Origin of the sequence: Virgisporangium ochraceum (assembly GCF_016863655.1) — a bacterium.
In the GTDB taxonomy this organism is placed as follows: Bacteria; Actinomycetota; Actinomycetes; order Mycobacteriales; family Micromonosporaceae; genus Virgisporangium; species Virgisporangium ochraceum.
Map to the genome: position 1 here is coordinate 94,441 of NZ_BOPH01000001.1, position 24,739 is coordinate 119,179.

General features: G+C 72.1%; 27 protein-coding genes. 7 read left to right on the forward strand and 20 right to left on the reverse strand.

All coding sequences use genetic code 11. The features are described from left to right. The first annotated feature begins 259 nt into the window (after positions 1 to 259). From Voc01_RS00425 to Voc01_RS00445, 5 genes are all read left to right on the forward strand, one after another. Positions 260 to 622, forward strand: coding sequence for a YraN family protein (locus Voc01_RS00425; protein WP_203925175.1), 363 nt, complete (start codon positions 260 to 262; stop codon positions 620 to 622). Further along, the gene (locus Voc01_RS00430) at positions 622 to 2,124 is read left to right on the forward strand and encodes a YifB family Mg chelatase-like AAA ATPase (protein WP_203925176.1); all 1,503 of its coding nucleotides are present in this window, start codon (positions 622 to 624) and stop codon (positions 2,122 to 2,124) included. Before Voc01_RS00425 ends, Voc01_RS00430 begins: the two co-directional genes overlap by 1 nt. Then, on the forward strand, positions 2,121 to 3,287 hold the full coding sequence (locus tag Voc01_RS00435; protein ID WP_203925177.1) for a DNA-processing protein DprA: 1,167 nt from the start codon (positions 2,121 to 2,123) through the stop codon (positions 3,285 to 3,287). Before Voc01_RS00430 ends, Voc01_RS00435 begins: the two co-directional genes overlap by 4 nt. A gap of 74 nt (positions 3,288 to 3,361) precedes the next feature. Continuing rightward, positions 3,362 to 4,450, forward strand: coding sequence for a tyrosine-type recombinase/integrase (locus tag Voc01_RS00440; protein WP_203925326.1), 1,089 nt, complete (start codon positions 3,362 to 3,364; stop codon positions 4,448 to 4,450). Between the two features lie 8 nt (positions 4,451 to 4,458). Beyond that, entirely contained in the window at positions 4,459 to 5,739 is a 1,281-nt protein-coding gene (locus tag Voc01_RS00445; protein WP_307781549.1) for an aminotransferase class V-fold PLP-dependent enzyme, read from the forward strand. Here Voc01_RS00445 and Voc01_RS00450 read toward each other — a convergent pair. The 12 genes from Voc01_RS00450 to Voc01_RS00505 all read right to left on the reverse strand — a co-directional run bounded on the left by Voc01_RS00450 (position 5,726) and on the right by Voc01_RS00505 (position 13,234). Then, positions 5,726 to 6,244, reverse strand: coding sequence for a M23 family metallopeptidase (locus Voc01_RS00450; RefSeq protein WP_203925178.1), 519 nt, complete (start codon positions 6,242 to 6,244; stop codon positions 5,726 to 5,728). The two genes, Voc01_RS00445 and Voc01_RS00450, sit on opposite strands and share 14 nt — an antisense overlap. Before the next feature lie 104 nt (positions 6,245 to 6,348). Continuing rightward, on the reverse strand, positions 6,349 to 6,669 hold the full coding sequence (locus tag Voc01_RS00455; RefSeq protein ID WP_203925179.1) for a DUF2469 domain-containing protein: 321 nt from the start codon (positions 6,667 to 6,669) through the stop codon (positions 6,349 to 6,351). After that, positions 6,666 to 7,436, reverse strand: coding sequence for a ribonuclease HII (locus Voc01_RS00460; RefSeq protein ID WP_203925180.1), 771 nt, complete (start codon positions 7,434 to 7,436; stop codon positions 6,666 to 6,668). Before Voc01_RS00460 ends, Voc01_RS00455 begins: the two co-directional genes overlap by 4 nt. Next, complete coding sequence (locus Voc01_RS00465) at positions 7,437 to 7,898, reverse strand: NUDIX hydrolase (RefSeq protein ID WP_203925181.1); 462 nt, start codon at positions 7,896 to 7,898, stop codon at positions 7,437 to 7,439. A gap of 29 nt (positions 7,899 to 7,927) precedes the next feature. Then, the gene (lepB, locus tag Voc01_RS00470; protein ID WP_203925182.1) at positions 7,928 to 8,569 is read right to left on the reverse strand and encodes a signal peptidase I; all 642 of its coding nucleotides are present in this window, start codon (positions 8,567 to 8,569) and stop codon (positions 7,928 to 7,930) included. Next, positions 8,566 to 9,378: a signal peptidase I gene (lepB, locus tag Voc01_RS00475; protein ID WP_203925328.1), complete on the reverse strand. Its 813-nt coding sequence runs from the start codon at positions 9,376 to 9,378 to the stop codon at positions 8,566 to 8,568. The genes lepB (Voc01_RS00470) and lepB (Voc01_RS00475) overlap by 4 nt, the downstream gene beginning before the upstream one ends. 380 nt (positions 9,379 to 9,758) lie before the next feature. Continuing rightward, positions 9,759 to 10,115 carry a 50S ribosomal protein L19 gene (gene rplS, locus Voc01_RS00480; RefSeq protein WP_203925183.1) on the reverse strand — a complete coding sequence of 119 codons (357 nt, stop codon included), beginning with the start codon at positions 10,113 to 10,115 and terminating at the stop codon, positions 9,759 to 9,761. Between the two features lie 64 nt (positions 10,116 to 10,179). Next, entirely contained in the window at positions 10,180 to 10,923 is a 744-nt protein-coding gene (gene trmD / locus Voc01_RS00485; protein ID WP_203925184.1) for a tRNA (guanosine(37)-N1)-methyltransferase TrmD, read from the reverse strand. Further along, complete coding sequence (gene rimM, locus Voc01_RS00490; protein ID WP_203925329.1) at positions 10,923 to 11,429, reverse strand: ribosome maturation factor RimM; 507 nt, start codon at positions 11,427 to 11,429, stop codon at positions 10,923 to 10,925. The genes trmD and rimM overlap by 1 nt, the downstream gene beginning before the upstream one ends. 7 nt (positions 11,430 to 11,436) lie before the next feature. Beyond that, entirely contained in the window at positions 11,437 to 11,718 is a 282-nt protein-coding gene (locus Voc01_RS00495) for an RNA-binding protein (protein ID WP_239159821.1), read from the reverse strand. Beyond that, positions 11,693 to 12,202 carry a 30S ribosomal protein S16 gene (rpsP, locus tag Voc01_RS00500; protein WP_203925185.1) on the reverse strand — a complete coding sequence of 170 codons (510 nt, stop codon included), beginning with the start codon at positions 12,200 to 12,202 and terminating at the stop codon, positions 11,693 to 11,695. Before rpsP ends, Voc01_RS00495 begins: the two co-directional genes overlap by 26 nt. 186 nt (positions 12,203 to 12,388) lie before the next feature. Then, positions 12,389 to 13,234, reverse strand: a complete 846-nt coding sequence (locus Voc01_RS00505) for a PPK2 family polyphosphate kinase (protein ID WP_203925186.1) — start codon at positions 13,232 to 13,234, stop codon at positions 12,389 to 12,391. Positions 13,235 to 13,284: 50 nt separating this feature from the next. On the opposite strand from Voc01_RS00505, the gene Voc01_RS00510 reads away from it, so the two are divergent. Then, the gene (locus tag Voc01_RS00510; RefSeq protein WP_203925187.1) at positions 13,285 to 14,358 is read left to right on the forward strand and encodes a damage-control phosphatase ARMT1 family protein; all 1,074 of its coding nucleotides are present in this window, start codon (positions 13,285 to 13,287) and stop codon (positions 14,356 to 14,358) included. Here the strand turns inward: Voc01_RS00510 and Voc01_RS00515 are convergent. The 3 genes from Voc01_RS00515 to proS are packed head-to-tail and all read right to left on the reverse strand — an operon-like array spanning position 14,288 to position 16,993. Beyond that, on the reverse strand, positions 14,288 to 14,959 hold the full coding sequence (locus Voc01_RS00515; RefSeq protein WP_239159822.1) for a ribonuclease FAU-1 family protein: 672 nt from the start codon (positions 14,957 to 14,959) through the stop codon (positions 14,288 to 14,290). The two genes, Voc01_RS00510 and Voc01_RS00515, sit on opposite strands and share 71 nt — an antisense overlap. Beyond that, entirely contained in the window at positions 14,935 to 15,582 is a 648-nt protein-coding gene (locus Voc01_RS00520; protein ID WP_203925188.1) for a ribonuclease FAU-1 family protein, read from the reverse strand. Before Voc01_RS00520 ends, Voc01_RS00515 begins: the two co-directional genes overlap by 25 nt. A gap of 4 nt (positions 15,583 to 15,586) precedes the next feature. After that, entirely contained in the window at positions 15,587 to 16,993 is a 1,407-nt protein-coding gene (proS, locus tag Voc01_RS00525) for a proline--tRNA ligase (RefSeq protein WP_203925189.1), read from the reverse strand. Between the two features lie 125 nt (positions 16,994 to 17,118). On the opposite strand from proS, the gene Voc01_RS00530 reads away from it, so the two are divergent. Further along, positions 17,119 to 18,030, forward strand: a complete 912-nt coding sequence (locus Voc01_RS00530) for an endonuclease domain-containing protein (RefSeq protein WP_203925190.1) — start codon at positions 17,119 to 17,121, stop codon at positions 18,028 to 18,030. A 26-nt stretch (positions 18,031 to 18,056) separates the two neighbouring features. Here the strand turns inward: Voc01_RS00530 and Voc01_RS00535 are convergent, their stop codons facing one another. The 5 genes from Voc01_RS00535 to Voc01_RS00555 are packed head-to-tail and all read right to left on the reverse strand — an operon-like array spanning position 18,057 to position 24,613. After that, on the reverse strand, positions 18,057 to 19,136 hold the full coding sequence (locus Voc01_RS00535; RefSeq protein ID WP_203925191.1) for an amidohydrolase family protein: 1,080 nt from the start codon (positions 19,134 to 19,136) through the stop codon (positions 18,057 to 18,059). Further along, positions 19,129 to 20,637 carry a signal recognition particle protein gene (gene ffh / locus Voc01_RS00540; RefSeq protein ID WP_203925192.1) on the reverse strand — a complete coding sequence of 503 codons (1,509 nt, stop codon included), beginning with the start codon at positions 20,635 to 20,637 and terminating at the stop codon, positions 19,129 to 19,131. The genes Voc01_RS00535 and ffh overlap by 8 nt, the downstream gene beginning before the upstream one ends. A gap of 9 nt (positions 20,638 to 20,646) precedes the next feature. Then, complete coding sequence (locus tag Voc01_RS00545; RefSeq protein WP_239159823.1) at positions 20,647 to 22,836, reverse strand: [protein-PII] uridylyltransferase; 2,190 nt, start codon at positions 22,834 to 22,836, stop codon at positions 20,647 to 20,649. A 16-nt stretch (positions 22,837 to 22,852) separates the two neighbouring features. Further along, positions 22,853 to 23,191 (reverse strand): P-II family nitrogen regulator, encoded by a 339-nt coding sequence (locus Voc01_RS00550; protein ID WP_203925194.1) that lies wholly within the window; start codon positions 23,189 to 23,191, stop codon positions 22,853 to 22,855. Positions 23,192 to 23,215: 24 nt separating this feature from the next. After that, positions 23,216 to 24,613, reverse strand: a complete 1,398-nt coding sequence (locus tag Voc01_RS00555; protein ID WP_275423668.1) for an ammonium transporter — start codon at positions 24,611 to 24,613, stop codon at positions 23,216 to 23,218. Positions 24,614 to 24,739 lie beyond the last annotated feature (126 nt).

Genomic DNA, 24,739 nt, shown 5'->3' on the forward strand with positions numbered 1-24,739 from the left:
CGACATGACACAGCGGCACCCGGGGTGCTCCGAGTGCCGCCGCTCTGCGCTTTTGTGTCATCTACCTGGTACTGACAGTAGGAACGGGGCCTACGTACATAAATCCCAATCTCGTGCCAAGAAGTGACGCGTTTCACTTCCCGGGTCCGCCATAACAGATCAGGACGCTTCGCGGGTGCCCGTCCACAGGCACCCTCGCTGTCCACAGTTCGATCATGTTCCCGTTGTCCCGACCTCCCCGGCCCGCGATCGTCGGCCCATGTCACTGGCGAGCAGAGCGGTCGGCGCGTACGGCGAACGCCGCGCCGTCGAGTACCTGGTCCACGTGGCGGGCATGCAGGTGCTCGCCCGCAACTGGCGGTGCCCCGACGGCGAGGTCGACATCGTCGCGCGTGAGGCCGGAACGCTCGTCTTCGTCGAGGTGAAGACCCGCCGCGACCGCGGGTTCGGCCCGCCGGCCGAAGCCGTCGTGGCCACCAAACGCCTGCGGCTGCGCCGGCTCGCGGCCATCTGGCTCTCCGAGCATCCCGGCTACGAGGTCGAGGTCCGCTTCGACGTGATCAGCGTGATGCGTCCACGCCGCGGGCCGGCGCTGGTCGAGCACCTGCGGGCGGCGTTCTGATGGGCTACGCACAGGTCCGGGCGGTCGCCCTGGTGGGGATGGTCGGCCAGATGGTCGTCGTCGAGTCCGACGTGGCCGCCGGCCTGCCGTCGCTCGTGGTCACCGGTCTCCCCGACGCCGCCCTCACCCAGGCCCGCGACCGTGTACGGGCGGCGGTGGTCAACTCCGGTGAGGAGTGGCCCCAACGCCGCCTGACCGTGAACCTGCTTCCCGCGCACCTCCCGAAGCACGGCTCCTCCTTCGACCTGGCGGTGGCCGCGTCCCTCCTGGCCGCCGCCGGCGCCATCCCGGCCGACCCGCTGCGCGAGGCCGTCCTCATCGGCGAACTCGGCCTCGACGGCACGGTCCGCCCGGTCCGCGGCGTCCTGCCGGCAGTAGTGGCCGCGATGCGAAACGGTCTGCGCTACGCGGTGGTGCCGGCGGAGAACGCCGCCGAGGCGGCCCTGGTCCCGGGAATCGTGGTGCGGGCCACCGACACGCTCGCCCGGCTCATCGGTTTTCTCCGCTGCGACGGTCCACTCCTCGACCCGCCCTCCCCCGGACCCGACGCCGACGTCGACGGCCTCGACCTCGCCGACGTCCTGGGCCAGGACCGGGGCCGGCGCGCCGTCGAACTGGCCGCGGCCGGTGGGCACAACCTGGCGCTGTTCGGCCCTCCGGGTGCCGGCAAGACCATGCTGGCGCAGCGGCTGCCCACCGTGCTGCCGCCGCTGTCCGACGAGGCGGCGCTGGAGGTCACCGCGGTGCACTCGCTGGCCGGCGCGCTGCCGGAGGAGAGCCCGCTGATCCGCCAGCCGCCGTTCCAGGCGCCCCACCACACCACGTCGGTGGCCGCGCTGGTCGGTGGCGGGTCGGGGGTGGGCCGGCCGGGTGCGTTGAGCCGGGCCCACCACGGCGTCCTGTTCATGGACGAGGCGCCCGAGTTCAGCCCGGCGGCCCTGGAGGCGCTCCGGCAGCCGCTGGAGGAGGGCGTGGTGCGGATCAGCCGGTCCCGGGCCGAGACGGTCTTTCCCGCCCGGGTGCAGCTGGTGCTCGCGTCGAACCCCTGCCCGTGCGCGCGGCCCGGCGGCGACCAGTACTGCGAGTGCTCGCCGCTGGCACGTCGCCGGTATCTGAGCCGGCTGTCCGGGCCGCTGCTCGACCGCATTGACCTGCAGGTGAAGCTCTCCCCCGCCCGGCCCGAGGCGGTGCTCGGCGACGAGGCGGGCGAGTCGTCGGAGGCGGTGGCCTCGCGGGTCGCCGGCGCCCGTGCGGCGGCCGCGGAGCGGTGGGGCGCCACCAACGCGGGCGTGCCGTCACGGACGCTGCGCGACGCCCGGTACCGGCTTCCGCGCGTCGTCAGCGCACCGCTGGCGAAAGACCTCGACCGCGGCCTGATCTCGGCGCGCGGTCACGACCGGGTCCTGCGCGTCGCGTGGACCATGTGCGACCTCGACGGTCGCGCGCATCCCGAACTGGCCGACGTCTGCGAGGCCCTCGACCTGCGAAGGGGAACACGATGACCACCGAACGGGCGCTCTGGGCTGGGCTGAGCGCGATCGTCGAGCCGGGCAACCGCGAGCTCGGGCAGGTCGTGCGCCGGGCCGGCCCGTTCGTGGCGACGGAGGCGCTGTGCGCGGAGCGCGTGTCCGAGCAGCTGGTCGGCGCGGCCGCCACCCGGTTGGGCCGGCCGTTGACCGTCGCGGCCGTCGAGGAGTTCGGCCACCGGCTGCTGGCCGACGCCGACCGGTTGGGGGTGCGGATCGTCTGCCCGGTCGACGAGGAGTGGCCGGCCCGGTTCGCCGACCTGATCCGGATCAGCCGGGGCTACACGGGGCAGGTGGCCGACCGCGACACCGACCCGCCGCTGGCGTTGTGGGTACGCGGGCCGCACCGGCTCGACCAGGCGTTCGAGCGTTCGGTGGCGGTCGTCGGGGCGCGGGCCGCCAGCGAGTACGGCGCCTACGTCGCCGGTGATCTCGCCGGTGGTCTGGCCGAGAGCGGCTGGACCGTGGTGTCGGGTGGGGCGCTCGGTATCGACGGCGCCGCGCACCGGGCCGCCCTGGCGGGTGGGGGCGTGACGGTGGCGGTGCTCGCGTGCGGGATCAACCGGCCCTATCCGGTCAGCCACACGGCGATGTTCGAGCGGATCGGCGAGGAGGGTCTGGTCGTCAGCGAGTGGCCGCCCGACGCTCCGCCGTACAAGCTCCGCTTCCTGATCCGCAACCGTGTCATCGCCGCGGCGTCGGCGGGCACGGTGCTCGTCGAGGCGGCGCACCGCAGCGGCGCGCGGCAGACGCTGGGCCGCGCCCGGCTGCTGGGGCGTCCGACGCTGGTGGTGCCGGGGCCGGTGACGTCGGCCATGTCGGTCGGCTGCCACGAGGAGCTGCGGGTGGAGGGCACGCGGGCGGTGGCGTCGGTGGCGCACGTCATCGAGGAGGTGGGGCGCATCGGCGTCGACCTCGCTCCGCTGCCGGTGACGCCCGAGCGTCCCCACGACCGGCTCGACCCGATGGCCCGGCAGGTGCTCGAGGGCGTGCCCATGCGCCGGCCGCTGACCGCGGAGGAGATCGCCGCGGCGGCCGGGGTGAGTGGACGTGACGCGCGCCGGTCCCTGCCGCTGCTGGTGACGCTCGGCCACGTGGAGGTGATCGACGACGGCTACCGGTTGGCGCGGCCCGCTTGACTCCCGCGTGCCGGCGGGTGACCGTCCATGGCGTGGGTACCACGGAGGACCGGCACGCCGAGCTGCCGGAGGCGATGCGCACGGCGGTCGACGCGTTCGGGGTCCACCTGGCCGCCGAGCTGAACCGGTCGGCGCACACCGTGCGCGCCTACCTGGGCGATGTGGTCTCGCTCCTGGACCACGCGTCCCGCATGGGCGCCACCACCCCGGCCGACCTCGACCTGCTGACCCTCCGCAGCTGGCTGGCCCGCCTACGCACCACCGGCGCCGCCCGCACCACACTGGCCCGCCGTGCCGCGGCGGCCCGCACGTTCACGGCGTGGGCCCACCGGTCCGGCCTGACCGGCGACGACCCCGGCCAGCGCCTGGCCAGCCCGAAACCCCACCGAGACCTGCCCAACGTGCTCCGCGCCGACCAGGTCGCCGGGCTACTCGAACCACCGGCGGCCACGCGCGCCGGCACACCCACCCCCGCCGCGTCGCAGACCCCCGCCGCCACGCCCACCCGCGCCGCTCCGCAGACCCGCGCCACCACGCCCACCCGCGCCGCTCGACAGACCCCCATCGCCACGCCCACCAACACCACCACACCCACCGACACCGCCTCTGCCGGCGGCCCGGTCGGTGAGGTGGCCGCCGCGGCCAGTGCCGAGGAGACGGCGACCGCGCTGCGCGATCACGCGATCCTCGAGCTCCTGTACGCGGCCGGCATCCGGGTGGCCGAGCTGTGCGGTCTCGATCTCGGTGACGTCGACCGGTCGCGCCGGGTCCTGCGCGTATTCGGCAAGGGCGCGCGGGAGCGGGCGGTCCCCTACGGTGTGCCGGCCGAGCGGGCGCTCGAGGCGTGGCTGCGCCGGGGGCGGCCGACGTTCGTCACCCCGGGAAGCGGTGACGCGCTCCTGCTCGGTGCCAAGGGTGGGCGGCTCAATCCGACGGTGGTGCGCCGGATCGTGGCGCGGGCGGCGGCCGCCGCGGGGTTGCCGCACACCAGCCCGCACGGGCTGCGGCACGCGGCGGCCACACACCTGCTCGAGGGCGGGGCCGACCTGCGCAGCGTGCAGGAACTGCTCGGGCACGCGTCGCTGTCCAGCACGCAGATCTACACGCACGTGTCGATCGAGCGGCTCCGCTCGGCGTACCGGCAGGCACATCCCCGGGCGTAAGATCAGGTGTGCTGACCGTGACGCCGCCCGAGCCGGTACCCGGTGCCCGGCTCCTGTTCAGCCTCGACCCGGCGGTCAGCCACCTCAACCATGGCTCGTTCGGTGCCGTGCCGGTGCCCGTCCAGCGGGCCCAGCAGCGGCTCCGCGACGAGATGGAAGCCAACCCGGTCAGGTTCTTCGCCGGCGGCGCCCTCGACGACCGGGTCACCGCGGCCCGCCGCCACCTGGCCACGTTCGTCGGCCTCGACCCCGACGGCTGCGCCGTGATCCCCAACGCCACCACCGGCGTCTCCATCGTGCTCGGCTCGCTCGACCTCGCCCGCGGCGACGAGATCCTCACCACCGACCACCGGTACGGCGCCGTAGCCATGGCCATCGAACGCGCCTGCCGCGAAACCGGCGCGCTGGTCCGCGAAGTGCCGATCCGCCTCGACGCCACCGACGACGACGTGGTCGCGGCGCTCCGCGCCGCCATGAGCGGCCGCACCCGGCTCGTGGCACTCGACCTCATCACGTCACCGACCGCGCGGCTCATGCCCGTGGCCGCCGTACACGCGGCGCTGCGCGGCACCGGCGTCCCGATGTTCGTCGACGCCGCGCACGCACCGGGCGTGATCAGCAACCCGGCACCGGCCGAGTTCTGGGTCGGCAACCTGCACAAGTGGGCCTACGCCCCGCGCGGCACCGCGCTCCTGCACGTCGCCGCCCGCTGGCGCGGCCGGGTGCGCACGCCGGTGGTGTCGTGGCGCGAAGCCGAAGGCTTCCCGGGCAGCCTCGAGTTCTCCGGCGTCACCGACCCGACCGCGTGGCTCGCCGCGCCCGTGGGCACCTACGTGCTGCGCACGCTGGGGCTCGACCGGGTCCGCCACCACAACGCCGCCCTCGCCGCCTACGCACAGGCGACGGTCGGAGCCGCCCTCGGCCACACCCCCGACTCGCTCCCGACCCCGACGGGCCCGCCCACCGGCACCGCACCCACCGGCACCGCACCCACCAGCACCGGCACGCGCGGCAGGCCGGCCAGCGGCACACCCGGCAGCCCGGCCGAAGGCACGCCCGGCAGCGGCGCGCTGCCGATGCGCATCGTGCCGCTACCGGCCGGCATCGCCTCGACGCCCGATGACGCGATGCTGCTGCGCCGCCGCATCGCCGACGAGCTCCAGACCGAGGTGCAGGTCAGCAGCTGGCGCAACCGCGGCTTCCTGCGGCTCTCGGCCAACATCTACAACCTCGCCGACGAGTACGACCGGCTGGCCGAGCGCCTCCCCGCGTTCCTCAAGTCGCTGTAGCCGAACCCAGCGGCAGCAGCCGGACGCGGCCGAACCCGAGCAGCAGCAGCGGATCGAGGTACGTGTCGCCGCGGCGGAGGCCCCAGTGCAGGCACGCCGCAACCGGGCAGCCCGCGTGACCGGCGGCCAGCGTACCGAGCCGGGTGCCCCGGCCGACCGGTTCACCGGCGCGCACCGCCGCGTCGACGGGCTCGTACGTCGTGCGTAGACCGTTGGGGTGGCTGACGCTCACCACACCCCGACCGGCCACGGTGCCGGCGAAGGCCACGGTTCCCGCTCCGGCCGCCAGCACCGCCGCACCCGGCGACCCGGGCGACCCGGCCAGATCGACACCCCGGTGCCCGGCCAGCCACGGCTCGGGCGGTGGGTCGAACCGCCGCACCACCGTGGGCGCGCCATCGAGCGGCCACCCGAACCCGGCAACCGGAGCAGGCGCCGCCCGCGCCACCAGCGCAGGAGCGGCAAGAAGAAGGAGAAACGCCAGAACCACACCCAGGACCCGCATACACCGAGCCTCGACCCACAGGCCCCCGCCCACAACGACGACCCCGTCCCCTGTGGACAGCCACGTTGGCATGTGGACGACCCCGGCCCACACGCCCGGGCGTGCTACCCGGAGAACCCGCTGTCAGGCAACGAGATCTCGGGCTTCTCGAGCTCCTCCACGTTGACGTCCTTGAAGGTCATCACGCGAACGTTCTTCACGAAGCGGGCCGGGCGATACATGTCCCACACCCACGCGTCGTGCATCTCGACCTCGAAGTAGACCTCGCCGTCGGAGTTGCGCACGTGCATGTTGACCTGGTTCGCGAGATAGAACCGCCGCTCGGTCTCCACCACGTACGCGAACTGGCGGACGATGTCGCGGTACTCCCGGTAGAGCTGCAGCTCCATCTCGGTCTCGTACTTTTCGAGATCCTCTGCGCTCATGTTGAACCGCCCTCCATGCCGACATTCTCTCCCAGCACGAGCTGGGTACGCGCGGCAACGCCGGCGACAGCCACGGTACCTCCCCGCACCCGTCGCCGAACCGCCGGCGGTAGCTCGGCCGCATCCGTGCACGCCGCCACGTTCGCATACGAGAACCGGTGCACGGGGCACGGCCCGTGCGACTTCAGGGCGGCCGAGTGCTCCGGCGTGGCATACCCCTTGTGCTCGTCGAAACCGTAGGCCGGCCACCGCGAGTGCAGGTCCACCATGATCCGGTCCCGGGTGACCTTGGCCACTATGCTCGCCGCCGCCACACAGGCCGCGACCTGGTCGCCCTTCCACACGGCGAGCCCCGGCGCCGTGATCCCCGGCACCGGGAAGCCGTCGGTCAGCACGTAGGACGGCGTCACCGACAGCGACGCCAGCGCCCGCCGCATCCCGGCCAGGTTGCAGACGTGCAGGCCGGTGCCGTCGACCTCACCGGGCTCGATGATCACCACCGACCAGGCGAGCGCCCGCGCGACGACCTCCGCGTACAGCTGCTCCCGCACCGGCGCCGACAGAAGCTTCGAGTCGGTGAGACCGTCGATCTCCCCGCGCCTGCCCTCGGGCAGCACCACGGCGCCGACCACCAGGGGACCGGCGCAGGCGCCCCGGCCGGCCTCGTCGGCACCGGCCACGTGCCGGAACCCGCGCCGCTGCAACGCCCGCTCCAGTGCGTACAGGCCGCCTTCGCGGTGCACGATCGTCCGTGGCGGAGCCAGCATTCACACCACCCCCAGACGGCGCAGCAACGACGGCAGATCCGGCGGATAGTACGCGTCCCGGGACGTCGCGAAGTCCGACAGAGACCACCACGCCACATCGGAGACCGTCGCGCGCTCGATCGCGTCGAAGCCCGACCGGTCCACCGAAAGAGAAGGCACCCGCACGAGGAACCACTGCTGCTCCTGGCGGTACCGCCGCCCGTCGAACGGAAACTCGGTGACGTCGCTCCAGACGGGCGCGCCCAGGCGGTCCACCGTGATCTGAAGCCCGGTCTCCTCGAACAGTTCCCGCACCGCGGCCTCCGCCACCGACTCGCCCGGCTCCAGGCCGCCGCCGACGGTGAACCAGTACCGCCGGCCCGGATCCGCCGGATCGAAACCCTGGAGCATGAGGACCCGACCGGCCGCGTCGACCACGAGCACCCGCGCCGCCCGACGCTCGATCACCGATGATTCGGACATGACCGGATCAGCCTACGCGCGGACGCCGACTACTTCGGATCGGGCACCTTGTCGAAGGTGTTCGGCACCGTGAGCCAGGTGGCTCTGCCCACCGGCCAGAAGATCACGAATGCGCGTCCCACGATCGCGTCCTCGGGAATGGTGGCGCCCGTGAGGTCGCCGTCGCGGACGTACCGTTCCCGCGAGTCGCTGGAGTGCGACCGGTGGTCGCCCATCATCCAGTACCGGCCCTTGGGCACCACGATGTCGAACGGCTGCTCACTGGCCAGGTCGACCACGCCATCGTCGGACGAGTAGATGTACGGCTCGTCGAGCGAATGCCCGTTGATCACCAGGCGCTGCTGTTCGTCGCAGCAGACGATGCGGTCGCCGGGGATGCCGATGACCCGCTTGATGAAGTCTTCGTCGGCGGTGCCGCTGCGCCAGTTCGACGGCGCTTCGAAGACGATGACCTCGCCCCGGTGCGGCGATCGGAAGTTGTAGATCAGCTTGTTGACGAGCACCCGGTCGTTGATGAGGAGAGTCTTCTCCATCGACTCCGACGGAATGTAGAACGTCTGGAGGACGAAGGCCCGCACCACCACGGCGACCACGATGGCGACGATCAGCAGCATCGGAAGCTCGCGCCAGAAGCTGCCACGGCGCCGGGTGGAGGACGACTCGTCAATCACTCCAGAAGCCTACGCTGCTGCGGCCACCACGTCCGCCGGGAACGCGCCGGTATGACCAAACCTGCGAGGATCGGCACCACCAGCACCCACCCGGCCCCGGTGTCGGATTCCTTCCTGACCGGAAGGGGTCCGCTCGCGGTAGTCGTTCCCTCGAAAGAGGTCAGCGCCGGGAGGCCGTGCCACCGGCTGCTCGGCCAGGCCACCGCGATGGCCCGACCGATGACGTTCTCGATCGGCACCGGGCCCTGGCACCGGGAGTCCTGCGACACCCCGCGGTAGTCGCCCATCACGAACAGCTCGCCGGCCGGGACCGTCACCGGGTCGAACTGGCGCGGCCCACAGGCGCCCGGCGTGGGCGGCGCGTCGAGCGGCGAGTCCATCTCCTCGGGGAGGTAGGCCTTCTCGTCGAGCGGCTCGCCGTTGACGAGCACCCGGCCCTGCTCGTCGCAGCACTCGACGGTGTCGCCCGGCAGGCCGATGACGCGCTTGATGAAGTCCTTCTCGCCGGGCTGGCTCAGACCCACCAGGTCGCCGGCTGTGCCGCTGACCTTCGCGAGGAAGCCGCTCCCCTGCGCCGCCCGCGCCTCGGGTGCCCACCGGTTGGTGCCCCGGAAGACGATGACCTCGCCGCGCGTGGGGTCGCGCATGTCGTACACGATCTTGTTGACCAGCACCCGGTCGCCGACCAGCAGCGTGGTCTCCATCGACGACGACGGGATGAAGAACGCCTGCAGCAGGAACGTGCGGATCAGCACCGCGAGGCAGAACGCCACCACGAGCAGCAGCGGCAGTTCCTGCCACAGGGGCATCGCCCGCCGCCGGCGGCCCCGCCGGCGCCAGATCGGCGGGGGCGGAGCGTCGAACTCGGGATCCGGGTCGGTGCTCACGACCCGCGCGGTGCCGGGACTGCCAGGAGGCCGGAGGGGCTCGCGCCGGGCCCGCTCGGAGGCGGTGGCCCGGCGCGGACGGTCGTCGCGCCCGTACACCCGCGAACCGGCGGGACCGCGCAGCTCAGGCGAACCTTCCCAGGCACGGCCACGGGCGGTGGCGGAGGTGCCACCGGCACCGCCGCTCGTGTACCGCCGTGGCGCCTGCGACGCCCGGGGGGCGCGCTCGCCGGGATATGGGTCCATTGAAGAAAAGGGTATCCCGCCCGGACGATATTTAAAGCGCCCCGCGAGCGGGAGAACTAGCCGCGGACCTTCTCGCGCTTCTCCTTGATCTTGGCGGCCTTGCCGCGAAGGTCACGGAGGTAGTAGAGCTTCGCCCGCCGAACGTCACCACGGGTGACGATCTCGATGCGGTCGACGCCGGGGCTGTTGATCGGGTACGTCCGCTCAACGCCGACGCCACCGGTGACCTTGCGGACCGTGAAGGTCTCGCGCAGCCCGGAACCCTGCCGGCGGATCACCACACCCTGGAAGATCTGCACCCGGGACCGGCTTCCCTCGACAACCCGCGCGTGCACCTTGACGGTGTCGCCGGCCCGGAAGGCCGGGATGTCGGTGCGCTGCGACGCGGCGTCCAGGGCATCGAGCGTGTTCATCGCGTGTACTTCCTCGCGGCTCGCGGGCGCGCCGAAGCGCGCAACAGGTCATCAGGGAACCTCACTACTTTGCCACACCATCCCCGGTATCCGGAAATCCGGCCTCGGTGAGGGCCGCGAGATCACGCGGCGACAAAGCATCGGGGTCGAGCAGATCGGGCCGCCGCCGGGCCGTCCGCTCCAGGGACCGGTCGCGGCGCCACCGTGCGATGCGGCCGTGGTCACCCGAGCGCAGGATCTCCGGGACCTCGTGAGCGCGCCACGACGCCGGCTTGGTGTACACGGGCGCCTCGAGCAGCCCGTCGGTGTGCGACTCCTCCACCAGCGAGTCGGCGTTGCCGAGCACGCCGGGGATCAGGCGCGCCACCGCCTCCACGATCGCGAGCACCGCCACCTCGCCGCCGAAGAGCACGTAGTCGCCGAGAGAGATCTCCCTCCCGGAGAAGTGGTCGATCACACGTTGGTCGATGCCCTCGTACCGCCCACAGGCGAAGACCATGTGGGACGCGCGTGCGAGCTCGCCCGCGACGGCCTGCGTGAACGGTTCCCCGGCGGGAGACGGCACCACCAGTACGGAGTCGTCGGAGACCAGCGAGTCGAGCGCCTCGCCCCAGGGCTCGGGCCGCATCACCATGCCGGGCCCGCCGCCGTACGGGGTGTCGTCGACCGTGCGGTGCACGTCGTGCGTCCACCGGCGGAGGTCGTGCACGTCGACGCGCAACAGCCCGGCGGAGCGCGCCCGCCCGATCAGCGACAGGTCGAGCGGCGAGAAGTACTCCGGAAAGATGGAGAGGATGTCGATCTTCATTAGAGGTCGAGCAGGCCCTCGGGCAGCGTCATCACCAGGCGGCCGCCGGCCAGGTCGACCTCGGGCACCATGGCGCTGACGAACGGCACCAGGGAGGTCCGCCCGTCGGGGCGGCTCAGCACGAGCATGTCGTGGGCCGGGCCGTGGTCGATGCGCACGACCTCGCCGATCTTCTCGCCGGCGGGGTCGACCGCGGTGAGCCCGATCAGCTGGTGGTCGAGGAACTCGTCGGGGTCGTCGGGCAGCGGGATGTCGTCGGAGTCGACGCACAGCTGGACCCGGCGCAGGGTCTCGGCCCCGTCGCGGTCCTCGACGCCCTCGAACGCGACGATCAGCCTGCCGAGGTGCGGCTTGGCGTACTCGACCGTGAGCGGGCCGGCCGGGCCCGGGTCGGTGACCAGCACCGTCCCGGGCGCGAACCGTTCACCCGGCTCGTCGGTACGCACGTCGACCACGACCTCACCGCGCACCCCGTGCGGGCGCACGATCTCGCCGACGACGAGCAGCATGCGACTAGTACGAGTCCATGATGTCGACGCGCACCCCGCGCCCGCCGATCGAGCCGATGACCTGGCGCAGCGCCTTGGCCGTGCGGCCGCCGCGCCCGATCACCGTGCCCAGGTCCTCGGGGTGCACGCGCACCTCGAGGCGCTGGCCACGGCGTGAGTCGATCATGCGTACCCGGACGTCGTCGGGGTTGTGGACGATCCCCTTGACCAGGTGTTCGAGGGCCGGACGCAGGACGTCGGCGCGGCGCGCCGACCCTGCCTCAGCTCGCCTGGTCGGCGCTGGCACCGGCAGGCTCCTCGGCGGCGGCGACCGGGGTCTCCTCGGCCTTCTTCTCCTCGACCGTTTCCGCCTTCTTGGCGTCGGCCTTCTTCGGCTCGGCCTTCTTCGTGGGCTCGGCCTTCTTCATCGCCTTGCCGCCCTCGACGCCGGCGGCGGCCTGCGCCTCGGCCTCGTAGATCGCCGTGCGGTCGGCACGGGCGGCCGCCACCTTCAGCGGCTCGGTGGGCGCCGGCAGGCCCTTGAACTTCTGCCAGTCGCCGGTCTTCGACAGGATCGCCCGAACCGGCTCGCTCGGCTGGGCGCCGACGCTGAGCCAGTGCTGCACCCGGTCGGACTTGACCTCGATGCGCGAGGGCTCCTCCTTCGGGTGGTAGATCCCGATCTCCTCGATCGCGCGCCCGTCGCGCTTGGTGCGCGAGTCGGCGACGACGATGCGGTACTGCGGGTTGCGGATCTTGCCCATCCGCAGAAGCCGGATGCGTACGGCCACGGTGATACTGCTCCTACGTTTCGAGGCTGAGCCGTGCGGGTCGTCACGTGGGGACATGTGACCTGCTCGCTCATGGGTGGCGACACGCCCGGGTTAGAGGGCGCGGACGTGTGCCGGATTCCAGCCGGTAATTGTGCCACACCCACCTCCTTTCGGGCCCGCCGGCCCGGGAGGAAGCCAGGCGACTCAGCCGAGGCGCTTCTTCTCGGCCGCCAGGTCGAAGGTCGCCGGCGGGTACTGCGGGTTCTCCGCCGACAGGATCTCGACGAGCAGGCTCGCGACCGCCCAGTTGCGGTACCACTTCCGGTCGGCCGGCACCACGTACCACGGCGCCGCCTCCGAGCACCGCGTGAGCGCCTCGGTGTAGGCGACCCGGTAGTCGTCCCACCGGGCCCGCTCGTCGACGTCGGCCGGGTTGTACTTCCAGAACTTGGTCGGATCCTCGAGCCGTTCCCGTAGCCGGGCGAGCTGCTCGGTCGGCGAGATGTGCAGCATGATCTTGACCAGGATCACGCCGTCGTTCACGAGGTCCCGCTCGAACGCGTTGATCTCGTCGTACCGCCCCCGCCACTCGGTCTCCGGCACGAGGTCGTGCACCCGCACGATCAACACGTCCTCGTAGTGGGAGCGGTTGAAGATGCCGACGTGTCCGGACTCGGGCAGCCGGTTGCGGATCCGCCACAGGAAGTGGTGCCGGAGCTCCTCCTTGGTCGGCGCCTTGAAGCTGGTCACCTCGAGCCCGAGCGGGTTGAACGCGCCGCCGACGTGCCGCACCAGGCCGTCCTTGCCACCGGCGTCCATCGCCTGCAGCACGATGAGCAGCCGCTGGTTGCCGTTCTCGCGGGTCGAGGCGTACATGCGCTCCTGCAGCCCGGCCAGCTCGGTGCCGAGCGTGGCGAGCTCCGCGGCCGACCAGGCCTTCGGGTCGGCGGCCTTGCGGGCCGCCTTCGGCAGGCCCGGGGTCGAGCGGGGGTCGATCGCGGCGAGGTCCGCCGGGGTCGGGGCCTCGAGGAGCTTTCGAAGTGACGCCATGAGCACGATCTTCCTCCTCCGGCGCGACCCGCGCCCGCTAACCTGCTGCGGTGGAGCCGATCCTCAGCAACGTGCCCGGCACGCTTCCCTGGCACGTGTGGCACGAGCGCCATCCGGCGATGTTCGCCAGCCTCGTGGAGGCCCACCCGTTCCCGCCGTCGACGCGCACGGCGCTCGATGAGCTTCTCCACGAGACCCTGACCCCCGAATGGCTCGGCACGCCGTTCCTCGCGGCGGAGAGCGTGTTCTACCGCCGCCTGCTGGAGGCGATCGGGTACTTCACGCCCGACGGTCCGTGGGCCGGGTTCGACCTCTTCGCGTTCCTGAAGGACGCCGACCTGGCCTCGGCGTCGCTGGACCTCCCGGACCTGACCCCCGCCGAGCGGCTGCTCGCCGCGCTCTGGGGCAACCAGGCGGACCTCGGCTTCCAGCTCGGCTCCGCGATCGGCCCGGCCGCGCACCTGGTGGTCGACCAGACAGACGACGCTCTATCGGTACTCACCGGCGCCCCGCGCGTGGGCCTTGTCGCCGACAACGCCGGCAAGGAGCTGCTCGCCGACCTCGGGCTGGTCGACTGGCTCCTGGCCGGTGGCGGGGTCGACGAGGTGACCGTGCACCTCAAGCCCCACCCGTACTACGTCTCCGACGCCACGACCACCGACCTGGTGAAGTGCCTGCGTGCGCTGGCGTCGGCCGGTGGGCGGGCCACCGACCTCGCCACCCGCCTGCACACGGCCGCGGCGGAGGGCCGGTTCGTGGTGGCCACGCATCCGTTCTTCTGCGCGCCGCTGCCGTTCCACGAGGCACCGCCGGACCTGTTCGGCGCGGCCGACGTGCTGGTCTTCAAGGGCGACCTCAACTACCGCCGGCTGGTCGGCGACCTCCGGTGGCCCATCGCGACCCCGTTCGCGTCGACGGTCCCGCCGCTCGACGCCGCGATCGTCGCGCTGCGCACGCTGAAGTCCGACGTCCTGGTGGGCGTCGACGAGAACAGCGTGACGGACCTCGAGGGCGACTGGCGGGTCAACGGGCGGTACGGCTCGGTGCAGGTCGTCAGCCGACCCGCGGCCGGTCCCACCCCTCCGGCATCCGGTCCGGTATCTCCCAGCCCGGGTCGGGGGTGAAGTCGGTCCAGGTGCCGTCGAACGGGAAGTCGCCCGCCTCGATCTTCGGGATCACGCGGCGGCCCTCGGCCCACACCGCGTCGGGGTCGCTCACCCAGTAGTGGTCGGGGAAGCCGAGGCGCTCCGCGAGCTCGTGCTCGTCCTTCCACTGCCACCGGCGGTCGGGCCACACCCAGATGTCGAGGTCGAAGTCGGTGGTGTCGATGCCGGCCACGGCGCCGTCGTCCCACCGCGCGATGGGCCGCTCCAGGTTGACGTACCAGGCGGCGAAGATGCCCGGTGGACGGAACAGCCACCACACCGAGTGCGACGAGTCGGGCGGCACGAGCTTGAGGATGTTCGGCCCCCGGTGGATGTCGCCGACCATGTGCTTGGGCTCGCGGAGCCAGTCGCTGAACGGCATGCCACGCGGGCCGCGGCCGTCGAGCGTCACCTCGCGCATCATCGGCGTGCCGTGCGGCATCCACATGAGCAGCCCGCGCTCGTCGTCGGAGACCACCCGGACCAGCGGTACCCACACCAGGTCCTTGTGGGTGAAGTGCCGGTGGGCCAGCAGCTGGCCCGGCCGGAACCGGGTCACCACGCGCGGGGCCGGTCCCACCCGGCCGGGATCGTCGTCGGCACGGTCCAGGTGGGGTCCGCCCGGAAGTCGGCCCGCGTGCCGTCGAACGGGAAGGCGCCGGCCTCGATGAGCTTGACCACGTCGGCGCCGGACGCCCGCACGGCGGCCTCGTCGTCGCACCAGTAGTTCTCGGGGACCGCGAGGTGGTCGAGGAACTCGTCCTCGTCCTTCCACCGCCAGGTCCGGTCGGGCGCGACCACGATGTCGAGGTCGTAGTCGACGGTGTCGAGGCCGACGAGGCCGTCGTCGTTGCGCCAGCGGACGCCGGGCCGCTCCAGGTTGACGTACCAGGACGAGTGCCTGCCGGCCGTGAAGAACGTCCACACCGAGTAGGGCGCGTCCGGCGGGTGGAGCATGAGCACGTCGCCGTTCCAGACGCCGTCGTAGAGCGCGTGCTCCACGCGTCCCCAGTGCCGGAACGGCACCTCGCGGAAGGTGCGGCCGTCGGCCGCGCCCAGGTTGCGCCACGCACTGCCCGTGGCGAAGTACAGCCACAGGCCCTGCTCGTCGTCGGCCGCGACGTGCCCCACCCACACGCGGCTGAGCTCGTGCCCGCGCATGTAGTGCCGCCGCAGCGCGGGCGTGCCCGGCGCGAACGCCATGCGCCTAGTACGCCCGCGCGAGGTAGGCGACGAGGCCCGGTTCGTCTTCGGAGTCGGGCACGGTGCCGTCCTCCCGGGTGAGGCAGCGGACGGTGACGCCCTGCTGGTTCGCCTTGTTCTCCCCCTCGACGCCGACCGCGCTCCACGGCAGCCGGGCCCAGCCCGCGCCGCTGGCCTCGATCGCCTCGTCGACCGTCGACACCTCGGCGGTGTTCTCCTCGCGCCGCGTGCGGGCCTCGGTGAGCAGGCTCTCCTGCGCGGTGTGAAGCGCGGCGGTCACCGCGTCGACGGCCTGGTCGAGCGGCAGCGGGGTCTTCGTCCCGTTGTACCGCGTCACGAGCGTGACGTTGCCCTGGCCCAGGTCGCGCGGGCCGACCTCGACCCGCACCGGGTAGCCCTTGAGCTCGGCGTCGACGGCGCGCCGGCCGAACGGCGTGTCGACCCGGTCGTCGAGGATCACGCGCACCCCGGCGTCGCTCAGCGCGTCACGGAGCTTGTTCGCCGTCGCAAGAACCTGGTCTCCGTCCTTGACGACCGTGACCACCGCTTGAACGGCGGCCGCCTGCGGCGGCACGCGGAGGCCGTTGTCGTCGCCGTGGCACATGATCATGCCGCCGAGCATGCGGGTCGACGAGCCCCACGAGGTGGTCCAGGCGAGCTCGCGGCCGCCTTCCCTGCTGGAGTACTCGATCTGGAACGCCTTCGCGAAGTTCTGGCCGAGCTCGTGGCTGGTGCCCATCTGCAGGGCCTTGCCGTCGCCCATCATGCCCTCGAGCGTGTACGTGTTCGTCGCGCCGGCGAACCGCTCCCGGGCCGTCTTCCGCCCGACGACGACCGGGATCGCGAGGATGTTGACCATGAAGTCCTCGTACACGTCGTGCAGGATCCGGCGGGCGTACGCGCGGGCGTCGGCCTCGGTGGCGTGCGCGGTGTGCCCCTCCTGCCAGAGGAACTCCGACGTGCGCAGGAAGACCCGCGGCCGCAGCTCCCACCGCACCACGTTGGCCCACTGGTTGAGCAGCAGCGGCAGGTCGCGGTAGCTGCTGACCCACTTGGCCATGAACTCGCCGATGACCGTCTCACTCGTCGGCCGCACGACAACCGGTTCGCTCAGTTGCTTTCCGCCGCCGTGGGTCACGACCGCCAGCTCCGGCGAGAAGCCCTCGACGTGCTCGGCCTCGCGGCGCAGGTAGCTCTCCGGGATGAAGAGCGGGAAGTAGGCGTTCTGCGAGCCGGCCGCCTTGATGCGGGCGTCCATCTCGTCGACCATGCGCTCCCAGATGGCGTACCCGGTGGGCCGGATGACCATCGTGCCGCGCACCGGGCCGTTGTCGGCCAGCTCGGCCTTTGCGATGACATCCTGGTACCAGCGGGGAAAATCTTCCGCACGGGGAGTGAGCACACGCGCCATGACCGCCAATCGTAGGCGGCGCCGTCATGGCCGCGGGTCCGGGTCACCTGTGGAAGACCACCCGGTTGTCCACAGCCACGAAAGTCGTCCTTCCGCAGCACCGGTGACTCGCCGATCCTGTCCCGATGCCCCGGACGATCGCCGTTCCCCGCGAGCTGACGACCGCTCCGTTCGCCGGCACCGCGGCCGTCGCCGCCGGGCTGCTCACCCGCCGCCAGCTCCAAGGCGACACGTGGTGCCGCCTCCTACCCGACGTCTACGTCTGGTCGGGCCTGGCGCTCGACCACCGCACGCGGTGCCTTGCGGCCGGCCTGCACCTCCGTGGCCGCGGCGCGATCAGCGGCCGCTCGGCGGCCGGCCTCTGGGGCGCCGGCGTCCTCGTCCGTGACGGGCCCGTCGAGGTGACCGTCCCGCTGAGCACGCGCCTCCGGGCGCCGGACGGTCTCGCGATCGTACGGTCTCCGCTTCCGCCCTACGACGCGACCGAACGGGCGGGCGTTTCGTTCACCTCGGCCGAGCGCACCGCCTTCGACCTGGGGCGGAGGCTGCCGGTCGTCGAAGCGGTGGTCGCCGTCGACGCGATGCTCGCCGCGAAGCTGATCACGAAGAGCGGGCTCGCCGCCTTCGCAACGGATCGGCCGGGGTGGCCCGGTATCGACCAGCTGCACACGGTTCTGCTGGCCAGCGACGCTGGCGCGGCGTCCCCGCAGGAGAGCCGGCTCCGGGTCCTGCTACTTGGCAGCGGCCTGCCGAGACCGGTCACCCAGCACGTGGTGCGTACCGCCGTCGGCATCTTCGTCGCCCGGCTCGACCTCGCCTACCCGACATGGAAGGTCGGCGTCGAGTACGAGGGCGACCATCACCGGGGCCGCGGCCAGTTCCAGCGCGACCTCCGACGGATGAACGCGCTGAACGCCTGCGGCTGGACAGTGCTCCGCTTCGGGGTTGCCGACATTCGTGACAATCCGGGCGCCACAGTTGCCGCGGTGCGGGCCGCGCTCGACCGGGTGGGAGCTTATCAACATCATCGGGGCTAGTTGATGTTGATGGCCTCCCACCCGTCTCAAAGCGGGCGGCCGCGGAGTATCAGTGCTACGGGCGCCAGGAGGGTGCGCAGGTCCTTCCTCGGGTCCTCGCCGTACACGACCAGGTCGGCCAGGCCGCCTTCGACCAGGCCGGGGAAGCCCAGCCACTCCCGTGCGCCCCAGGAGCCGGCCCGGAGGACCTCCTCGTTCGACAGGCCGGCCTCGGCGAGCAGGAGCATCTCCTGCACGGCGAGGCCGTGTTCGAGCGAGCCGCCCGCGTCGGTGCCGACGTAGAGGGGTACGCCCGCCTCGTGCGCCTTCCGCACGACGCCCGGCATGCGGTCGCGCAGGGCGAGCATGTGCGCGGCGTACGTCGGGAACTTCTCCTGCGCCTGGGCGGCGATGCGGTCGAAGGTGCGCACGTTCAGCAGCGTCGGCACGAGGGCGGTGCCCTTTTCCGCCATCACGGCGATGTCGTCGTCGCTCAGGCCGGTGCCGTGTTCCACCGAGTCGATGCCGGCCCGGACCAGTGCGGCCACCGACTCCTCGGCGAACACGTGCGCGGCGACCCGGGCACCCTCCCGGTGCGCGGTGGCGACCGCGGAACGAAGGGCCGCCCCGTCCCACGAGGGGGCCAGGTCACCGAGGGAGCGGTCGATCCAGTCGCCGACCAGTTTGACCCAGCCCGACCCGGCCGCGGCCTGCGTGCGCACCTCGGCGTCCAGGTCTTCGGCGGACACCTCGACACCGATGTCGCGCAGGTAGCGGCGGGGCGCGGCGATGTGCCGGCCGGCCCTGGCCAGCCGGGGGAAGTCGACGTCGTCGTCGAAGGCTGGGCCGTACGGAAGCGGCGAGCCCGCGTCACGGATCGCCAGGACCCCGGCGGCGCGATCGACGAACGCGGCCTCGCGGGCCTCGGCCATCGTGGCGGGCGGACCGCCGAGCGTGATCCCGATGTGGCAGTGCGCGTCGACCAGCCCGGGCAGGATGAATCCTTGGTCGCACACCGACACGGCGCCCGGCACCGGTTCGAACGTGACCCGGTCGCCGACGAGCCACACGTCCCGGGTGACGTCGTCGGGCAGGAGTACGCCCCGAACGTGAAGGGCGTCAGTCACGCTGGCGCTTCTGAAGCTGGGAGAAGTCCAGCTTCGGCGGGGTGAAGCCGCCGCCACCGCCGCCCAGCGCGTTCGGGTCGAACCCGGCCGGCAGCTGCGGCATCGCGGCGGGGCGCTGCGGCCGCTGACCGCCGCCCTTGCCCTTGCGCTTGTTCTTCGGCGACTTCGTCGCCTTCCGCCGACCGCCGGGCAGGCCCATCATGCCGCCCATCTGCTTCATCATCTTCTGGGCGTCGGCGAACCTGTTGAGCAGCTGGTTCACGTCCATGACGGTGGTGCCCGAGCCGTTGGCGATGCGCACCCGGCGCGACCCGTTGATGATCTTCGGGTTCGTGCGCTCGCCGGGGGTCATCGAGCGGATGATCGCGGTGACCCGGTCGAAGTGCTTGTCGTCGACCTCGGCCAGCTGGTCCTTCATCTGGCCCATGCCGGGCAGCATGCCGAGTACGTTGGCGATCGGGCCCATGCGGCGCACCGCGATGAGCTGCTCGAGGAAGTCTTCGAGGGTGAACTGCTCGCCGCCCATGAGCTTGGCGGCCATGCGCTCCTTCTGATCCTCGTCGAAGGCGCGTTCGGCCTGCTCGATGAGGGTGAGCATGTCGCCCATGTCGAGGATCCGCGACGCCATCCGCTCGGGGTGGAAGACGTCGAAGTTCTCGAGCTTCTCGCCGGTGCTCGCGAAGAGGATGGGCTGCCCGGTGACCGCGCGTACGGAGAGGGCGGCACCGCCTCGTGCGTCACCGTCGAGCTTGGAGAGGACGACACCGGTGATGCCGACGCCGTCGCGGAACGCCTCGGCGGTGGCCACGGCGTCCTGACCGATCATCGCGTCGATCACGAAGATGATCTCGTCGGGGTTGACCGCGTCACGGATGTCCGCGGCCTGCTGCATCATCTCGGCGTCGATACCGAGCCGGCCGGCGGTGTCGACGATGACCACGTCGCGCATCTGCCGCTGGGCGTGTCCGATCGCGTCGCGCGAGACCTGCACCGGGTCGCCGACGCCGTTGCCCGGCGCGGGCGCGTACACCTCGACGCCGGCCCGCCCGCCGAGCACCTGGAGCTGGTTCACCGCGTTGGGACGCTGCAGGTCGGCCGCGACCAGCAGCGGCTGGTGCCCCTGCTCCTTCAGCCAGCGGGCCAGCTTGCCGGCGAGCGTCGTCTTACCGGAACCCTGGAGACCGGCAAGCATGATCACCGTGGGCGGCTGCTTGGCGAACTGCAGCCGCCGCGCCTCGCCGCCGAGGATGCCGATGAGCTCCTCGTGGACGATCTTCACGATCTGCTGCGCCGGGTTCAGCGCCTGGGAGACCTCCGCCCCCCGGGCCCGTTCCTTGATCCGGTTGATGAACTGCTTGACGACCGAGAGCGCGACGTCGGCCTCGAGCAGCGCGAGACGGATCTCGCGCGCGGTGGCGTCGATGTCGGCGTCGGACAGCTTGCCCTTGCCGCGAAGCTTGGTGAAGATCCCGGACAGCCGGTCGCTCAGGGTGTCGAACACGCGGCAAGTCTACTGTGACGAACTACCCGACACCGCGTCGAGCACGGCCGTCTCGATCTCCTTCCGCCGGTCGTCGGTCCAGTCGGTGCCTTCCAGGTAGAACGCGTCGACCACGGCTGCGCCCAGCGTCGAGATGCGGGCGGCCCGCACGTCGGCACCGGCGTTCTCCAGCGCCGACGCCACCCGCCACAGCAGCCCGGGCGAGTCGGCCGCCCGCACCTCCAGCACCGCCGCGTCGGTGGCGGGGTGCCACTTCAGCACGGCGTCGGACGACGACCGCGGTGCCAGCCGCCGTCCCAGCGGCAGCTCACCCGCCAGCGCCCGCCGCAGGTCGACGGTGAGCCCCTCCACGTCGACGCCGCCGCCGAAGCGCGGCTGCACGGCGCACGATACGTAGGCCAGCTTGTCGAGGGTCGACGTGTCGGCCGTCATGACCTCCAACCGGTGCAGCGCCAGGCAGCCGGCCACCGCGGCCAGCAGCCCGCGCCGGTCCTGCGCGGTGACCGTCACCCGCTCGGCCGTCACCCGCACCGCCGGCAGCGGCCCCTCGGGGCGCGGCGGCGCCGACGGCTGCGGCTCGGGCGCCCGGCCGGCGAGGGCCGCGCCGACCCGGCGCACCAGTTCGTCGACCAGCCGGCCCTTCCAGGTCGACCACGCCGCCGGTCCGGTCGCGAACGCGTCGGCGCGGGCCAGCGCGTACAGCAGGTCCAGCGTCGTGGTGTCGCGCACGGCCTCGGCCACCATGTCGATCGTGATCGGGTCGGCCAGGTCGCGCCGGGTGGCGGTGTCGGGCAGCAGGAGGTGCTGGCGCACGACCCGCTGCACGATCTCCACGTCGGCGGGCGGCAGCCCGATCCGCTCGGCCACCCCGGCGGCGATCGGCGCGCCGACCGTGCTGTGGTCGCCGGGCAGCCCCTTGCCGATGTCGTGCAGCAGCGCGCACAGCACCAGCAGGTCGGGCCGCGACACCTCGCGGGCGTGCGCGGCCGCGTTCGCGGCGGTCTCGACCAGGTGCCGGTCGATCGTGAACCGGTGCACGGGGTTGTGCTGGGGCGCGCTGCGGATGCGGGCCCACTCCGGCAGCCAGCCGGTCACCAGCCCGTACCGGTCGCACGCCTCCCACGTCTGCACGAGGCCGGGGCCGGCGCCGAGCAGCGCGAAGAACGCGTACCGGGCGCCGGGAGGCCACGGCCTGGTCGGTGGTTGCGCGTACCGGGCCAGCCACTCCAGCGTCGGTCTGGCGATGGGACGCCCGGAGCGCGCGGCCGCGGCCGCGACCCGCAACGCCAGGGCGGGGTCGGGACGCGCGGTGACCGCGGTACGGGCGAGGACCGCCTCGCCCTCCTGCTCGATGACGTCCCGGGCGAGCGGGGTCCGGGTCTTCTCCGCGCGCGGTGCCAGCCACCGGTTGGCGGCGCGCCACGCGTCGTCGGACGCGTAGGCGATCGTGCGGGCCGCTTCGGTGATGCGGCGCAGCAGCGCGTCGCCGTCGGGAAGCTCGACCTGCCGGGCCACCTCGGCGCGCTCCTGCGCGAGCAGGTGGTCGCCGCGCCGGCCGCGGGCGACGTGCAGCGCGTCGCGCACGTCGAGCAGGAAGTTGTGGGCAGCCCGGACCGCGGGCCGGGTGCCGTCGGCGACGCCGGCGTAGCCGAGGCCGCGCAGCACGCCGACGTCGCGCAGCCCGCCGCGGGCCTCCTTGAGGTCGCCTTCGAGCAGGAACGCGAGCTCGCCGTACCGGTCCCAGCGCTGCTCGGTGAGCTCGCGCAGCGTCGGCAGGATGCGGCGCGCCTCGCGGCGCCACTTCAGCACGATCGCCTTGTGGAGCTTCTCCGCGAGCGCCCGGTCGCCGGCGAGCAGCCGCGCGTCGAGCAGCCCGAGGGCCGCCTTGACGTCGGTCTCGGCCACGGCGAGCGCCTGCTCGACCGTGCGGGCGGAGTGGTCGAGCTTGAACCCGGCGTCCCAGATCGGGTACCAGACCTGGGCCGGGTCGATCCCGGAGTCCTCGGTGTGCACGAGCACGAGGTCGAGATCGCTGTACGGGGCCATCTCGCGTCGGCCCAGGCCGCCGACGGCGACCAGCGCGGCTCCCGGCAGGTCGGGCAGCAGGGTGGCCAGCCAGGGGTCGAGCGCGTTCGCGCGCTCCACCCGTGCGGCGGCGCCCACCCCGGGGATCCCCGGGGTGGGCGCCGTACCCGTCACTGCCGTCGACCCGCCGTCAGAGCGCGTCGAGCCCACGCTCGCCGGTGCGTACCCGCACCACGTCGTCGACCGAGGTGACCCACACCTTGCCGTCACCGATCTTGCCGGTGCGCGCCGCGGTGACGATCGAGTCGACGACCTTCTCGACGTCGAGTTCGTCGGTGACGATCTCGACCCTGATCTTCGGCACGAACTCCACCGTGTACTCGGCACCCCGGTAGACCTCGGTGTGCCCCTTCTGGCGGCCGTACCCTTGTACCTCGCTGACAGTCAGGCCACTGACGCCCAGCGTCGACAGCGCCTCTTTCACGGCATCCAGCTGGTATGGCTTGATGACCGCGGTCACGAGCTTCATGCCCATTCCCTCCATGTCCCGACGTTAGCGAGTAACTTCTTCGGCCACGGGAGCCTTGTCCAGGGACGTGGCCCCGGACGGCTGCGTGGCGCCGGGTGCGATGCCGGCCATGGCGAACGCGCCGCCACCGCCGGAGGTGGCCGTGGACAGGTCGTAACCCGCCTCGGCGTGCTCGGCCAGGTCGATGCCGTCGACCTCGGCCTCGGAGGTGACCCGGAGCAGCCCGACCGCCTTGAGGATCAGGGCGAGGAGCGCGGCGATGGCGAGCGACCAGACCGTGACGATGGCGCTGGCGGCGGCCTGCCGGCCGAGCTGGGTCACACCGCCACCGTAGAACAGACCGTCGCTGGCGCCGACCACGTCGCCGATGTAGGCGTTCAGGTCGTTCGACGCGAACAGGCCCAGCCACAGCGACCCGATCCAGCCACCGACGAAGTGCACGCCGACCACGTCGAGCGAGTCGTCGTAGCCCAGCTTGTACTTCAGGCTCACCGCGAGGGCGCAGACGACACCGGCGACGATGCCGAGCAGCACGGCCGACCACGGCTCGATGAAGCCACAGGCCGGGGTGATCGCGACCAGGCCGGCGACGGCACCCGACGAGGCACCCACCATGGTCGGCTTCTTGTCACGGAACCACTCGACGACGACCCAGCCGAGCAGCGCGGCGGCCGTGGCGACGAGCGTGTTGATGAATGCCAGGCCGGTGACCTGGTCGACCGCGAGCTCCGAGCCGGCGTTGAAGCCGAACCAGCCGAACCACAGCAGGCCGGCGCCGAGCGCCACGAACGGCACGTTGTGCGGTCGGAAGCCCTGCCCGGGCCAGCCGGCGCGTTTGCCGAGGATGAGCACGAGGCCGAGGGCCGCCGCGCCGGCGTTGATGTGCACCGCGGTGCCACCGGCGAAGTCGAGCGCGTGCAGTTTCGCCGCGATCCAGCCGCCGCCCCAGATGTTGTGGGCGACCGGGAAGTAGACGAGCGTCGCCCAGCCGAACGCGAAGAGCAGCCAGCCGGCGAACTTCATGCGGTCGGAGACCGCGCCGCTGATCAGCGCGACCGTGATGATGGCGAAGGTCGCCTGGAACGCCATGAACACATACGTGGGGATGCCGAGCCCGCTCGGGTTGTCGGCGGTGGCGCCCCAGAGGTCGGTGTCGGCGAGGTAGGTCTTGAAGCCGTGGTAGTCCCCGATGTTGCCGATCAGGCCGCCCGCGGTGTCGGACCCGAACGACATCGAGAATCCGTAGAACAGCCACAGAATGGAAATGAGCCCGATGCTGGCGAAGCTCATCATCATCATGTTGAGCACGCCCTTGGACCGGTTCAGGCCGCCGTAGAACAGGGCCAGGCCGGGGGTCATGAGCAGTACGAGCGCGCTGGAAACCAGCAACCAGGCGGTATGGCCGGCGTCTACTTCAGGCACTCTGGCCTCCTGTATGTCGAATACCCTCCTTCCGGCCCACGACGGCACCCTCGCCGGTACGCCGGAATGGGCGAAAGCATCACGGCCAGGTGTTTCGAAAGGTGCCCAGAGCGGTTTCCGCACCAT

Excerpts from the sequence above, each read along its gene's own strand:
- proS (WP_203925189.1), bottom strand. The coding sequence starts at position 16,993 with ATGGCGCGTGTGCTCACTCCCCGTGCGGAAGATTTTCCCCGCTGGTAC.
- Voc01_RS00520 (WP_203925188.1), bottom strand. The coding sequence starts at position 15,582 with ATGGCGTTCGCGCCGGGCACGCCCGCGCTGCGGCGGCACTACATGCGC.
- Voc01_RS00505 (WP_203925186.1), bottom strand. The coding sequence starts at position 13,234 with ATGGCGTCACTTCGAAAGCTCCTCGAGGCCCCGACCCCGGCGGACCTC.
- Voc01_RS00430 (WP_203925176.1), top strand. The coding sequence starts at position 622 with ATGGGCTACGCACAGGTCCGGGCGGTCGCCCTGGTGGGGATGGTCGGC.
- Voc01_RS00465 (WP_203925181.1), bottom strand. The coding sequence starts at position 7,898 with ATGTCCGAATCATCGGTGATCGAGCGTCGGGCGGCGCGGGTGCTCGTG.
- Voc01_RS00435 (WP_203925177.1), top strand. The coding sequence starts at position 2,121 with ATGACCACCGAACGGGCGCTCTGGGCTGGGCTGAGCGCGATCGTCGAG.
- Voc01_RS00530 (WP_203925190.1), top strand. The coding sequence starts at position 17,119 with ATGCCCCGGACGATCGCCGTTCCCCGCGAGCTGACGACCGCTCCGTTC.
- Voc01_RS00455 (WP_203925179.1), bottom strand. The coding sequence starts at position 6,669 with ATGAGCGCAGAGGATCTCGAAAAGTACGAGACCGAGATGGAGCTGCAG.
- lepB (WP_203925328.1), bottom strand. The coding sequence starts at position 9,378 with ATGCCCCTGTGGCAGGAACTGCCGCTGCTGCTCGTGGTGGCGTTCTGC.
- Voc01_RS00460 (WP_203925180.1), bottom strand. The coding sequence starts at position 7,436 with ATGCTGGCTCCGCCACGGACGATCGTGCACCGCGAAGGCGGCCTGTAC.
- trmD (WP_203925184.1), bottom strand. The coding sequence starts at position 10,923 with ATGAAGATCGACATCCTCTCCATCTTTCCGGAGTACTTCTCGCCGCTC.
- Voc01_RS00550 (WP_203925194.1), bottom strand. The coding sequence starts at position 23,191 with ATGAAGCTCGTGACCGCGGTCATCAAGCCATACCAGCTGGATGCCGTG.
- Voc01_RS00440 (WP_203925326.1), top strand. The coding sequence starts at position 3,362 with ATGCGCACGGCGGTCGACGCGTTCGGGGTCCACCTGGCCGCCGAGCTG.
- Voc01_RS00450 (WP_203925178.1), bottom strand. The coding sequence starts at position 6,244 with ATGCGGGTCCTGGGTGTGGTTCTGGCGTTTCTCCTTCTTCTTGCCGCT.
- rplS (WP_203925183.1), bottom strand. The coding sequence starts at position 10,115 with ATGAACACGCTCGATGCCCTGGACGCCGCGTCGCAGCGCACCGACATC.
- Voc01_RS00425 (WP_203925175.1), top strand. The coding sequence starts at position 260 with ATGTCACTGGCGAGCAGAGCGGTCGGCGCGTACGGCGAACGCCGCGCC.